Annotated in this window: 2 protein-coding genes and 1 pseudogene; all 3 read right to left on the reverse strand. The window is 75.4% G+C overall.

The features are described from left to right. Nucleotides 1–2: 2 nt before the first annotated feature. Nucleotides 3–640, reverse strand: a pseudogene (locus tag VR44_RS26890) (TetR/AcrR family transcriptional regulator). A gap of 20 nt (nucleotides 641–660) precedes the next feature. After that, nucleotides 661–1,965 carry a hypothetical protein gene (locus VR44_RS26895; protein ID WP_045950198.1) on the reverse strand — a complete coding sequence of 435 codons (1,305 nt, stop codon included), beginning with the start codon at nucleotides 1,963–1,965 and terminating at the stop codon, nucleotides 661–663. Continuing rightward, nucleotides 1,962–2,444, reverse strand: coding sequence for a cupredoxin domain-containing protein (locus tag VR44_RS48920; RefSeq protein WP_342669397.1), 483 nt, complete (start codon nucleotides 2,442–2,444; stop codon nucleotides 1,962–1,964). The genes VR44_RS26895 and VR44_RS48920 overlap by 4 nt, the downstream gene beginning before the upstream one ends. Nucleotides 2,445–2,957 lie beyond the last annotated feature (513 nt).

Below are 2,957 nucleotides of genomic sequence, written 5' to 3' on the forward strand. Positions count from 1 at the left end.
GGTCAGTCCAGGACGCGGGCCAGGTAGGCGTGCATCATCGCCCGGGTCTCGTCGACGATCCCCGGGTCACCGGCCGGGTCGGACCGGAAGGCCAGTTGCACGAGGGCGTCCGTCGCCTCGACGGCCACCAGGACCGCCCGCCCGAGGACCGGGTCGGGGGTGAGCCCGAGGTGGCCGCACAGGAGCGTGGTGAGCCGGGCCGCGACCTGGTGGTTGGGGTCGGCGTCCGGGCCCTCGGCGGGCGGGGCGGGCACCCCGAAGTCGACCAGGGCGAAGCCGGGGACGGTCCGCTTCATGGCCAGGTACTCGTCCAGCACCGCGTCCACGACGGGCCGCCAGTGGGTGGCGGGGACCAGGGCGAGCCGGGCCGTGATGCCCTCGGCGTACCGGTCGAGGTTGCGCTGGGCCAGGGCGGCGGCCATGGCCCGCTTGTTGCCGAAGAAGCGGTACACCGAGCCGATGGGCACGCCGGCGCGCAGGGCGACGGCGCGGGTGCTCAGGTTCTCGTACCCGGTCTCGTCGAGGACCCGGTCTCGTCGAGGAGTTCGGCGCAGGCGTCGAGGATCCGGGCGAGGCGGTCGGCGCTGCGCTGCTGGACGGGGGCCCGGCGCAGGGGGTGGGCTGGAGGCACGGGATCCATCATGCCCTTCCCGGCGGCGCTCAGTTCAAGAGGAGGCTGAGCCCGCCGATGGTGTACGTGATCATCAGCGCGAGCAGGGGCAGTTGTCCGGCGACGGCTCTGGCGGGTGGGAAGAGGCGTACGGAGCGGTCGTGGGCGGCGATCACGCCGAGTATGTGTCCGGTGACGACGGCGATCACCTGGAGGGCGGCGAGGCCCCCGGAACCCAAGGGGGGACTGGGATCGGGGCCGTTGTCAGTGCCGAGTGCCATGCTTACTGTGCGTGGTCCTTCGGTGACGAGGAGGGAGAAGTAATGGGCGATGAGATAGCCGAGGGCGATCGGCACGAGTGAGTGGGCGAAGGCGGTCAGCGGGCGGGGGTGCGGGCCGCTGACGAGGCGGGTGGCTCCCGCGCACAGGCAGTAGAGGGTGGCGACGAGGGCGATGGAAGCGAGCAGTCCGAGCGTGGCCGTGGGGGTGCGGCCGAGGGGGGAGGTCTGAACGGCGTTGATCCAGGAGGGGTTGTCGGAGTAGCCGTCGTAGGCGGTGGAGCCGAGGAGGACGCAGACGGTGGCGACGAGTCCGGGCCGCTCGGGCGTCGCGTCGAGTCCGTGGAAGGGGTTGCGCAGGACGAGGCGGCCGTCGTGGCGGCGGCCCAGGGGGGAGAGGCGGGACAGGAGGCCGGAGTAGGCCTCGAAGGCGTCGGCGCCGGTGAACCAGCCCTCGCCGAAGCGGGCGGCTAGCAGCAGGTGCACGGCGGTGTAGCCGGTGAGGGCGATCAGGAGGGAGGTGGTGGACGCGGGATCGGGAGAGACCAGTTCGAGCCAGGTGAAGGCGAACAGCCCGGCGGCGGCGGGCCATTGGCCGAGTCCGGGCGGCAGGGGGCGGCCGGACTCGGGCGGGCGGCGGCGGGCCCGGGCGAGGAGGCGGTGCAGGGTGCGGAGCGGGTTGAGCAGGCGCCAGACGGGGCCGAGGAGGAGGGAGGCGGGCACGAGTCCGACCCACAGCAGGACGTAGACGGCGCCCGGGGCGGGGTTGCGGGCCGGGTCGTCGGGACCGAGGAGGAGGTGGAGGAGCACGGCGAGGGCTGCGGCGAGACCCAGCCCGCGCAGGGCGGTGCGGGTGGCCGGCGCGTCGGCCACCCGCTGGAACCCGGCGGGCAGGGCGAGGCCGGAGCGGTCGCCGCGGAAGCGGGACGCGGACCAGAGGAGACCGAGTGCGAGGAAGGAGACGAAGAGCGCGGTGAAGGCGCCGGCGAAGGCGTAGAAGGGGGAGATCGGCAGGTCGTGCTGGGAGCCGATCCCGTGCGCGAGGAGGGTCGACGGGCCGGCCGGGCGGGGCGTCATCGGACGAGGAGCTGGGTCAGGACGAGTCCGGACTCGTGGGTCTCGACCTCGAAGAGGCCCGTGCGGTCGGCCGTGAGGACCAGGGTGGCCTCCTGGCCCGCCGGCAGGGCGAGTTCCTTGTCGTAGCCGTGGACGTGCAGGGTGTCGGCGCGGTCGCTGGTGACGCGCAGGGCGATCCGCTCGCCGCGCCTCAGCTCGGTGCGGCCGGTGGGCGGGGACACCTTGCCGTCGCGGACGGTGAGGGTGACGGTCCGGTCGGCCTGGGGTGCCTGCGGGGGCGGCGGGGTGCCGGTGGGGGCGGGTGCGGGGTGGCTGTGGGACTCCTGGCCCCGGGGGCCCGCGGTCAGCTGCACCGCCGTCTCGACGGGTTTGCCGGCGACGGCCCAGGCCGTGTGGTCGTCGGCGTAGAGGCGGACGGTCAGGGTGTGCGCGCCCTCGGGCACCTGCGCCGCGGGCAGGTGGAACCAGGGGCCGTACACGCGGGCCGCCGGTGCTGTCGGGGGTGAAGCGGAAGTGGGCCACGCCCAGCTGGAGGTTCCAGCCGTCCTCGGAGTCGGGGCGGGCGGTGAGCCGTACCTCCGGCGCGCCCTGGGCCGGCACCTCGCGCAGGCGGCGCCCGCTGCCGTCCTGGGTGCCGAGCAGGGTGCCGACGTCGCCGGAGGCCTGTTCGTGGGTGGTGCCGGGTTTGTGGTGGGTGGTGGCGCGGCCGCCGCAGCCGGTGGCCGCGCCGCCCACGAGCAGCAGGAGCAGCGCGGCCAGCGCGGCCCTGCGGAGGGGCCGGCGCCGCGGGCGGGCCCGTTGGGCGGCGGCCCGGCAGCTGTCGCACGGGACGTGGGGGTCGGCGGGATCGGTCACTGCGGGCCTCCGGTCGCCGGGTGGCGGGCTCCCGTCCTGCGGAGCGGGGTGGGGGTGGGGGGCTTCATGCCTTGCCGTCCGCGGCGGGCGGGGTCGGGTGCTCGGTGGAGGTGTCCAGGGCCGGGGCGGGGCCCGCC

This window comes from Streptomyces katrae (assembly GCF_000966975.1).
GTDB lineage: Bacteria > Actinomycetota > Actinomycetes > Streptomycetales > Streptomycetaceae > Streptomyces > Streptomyces katrae.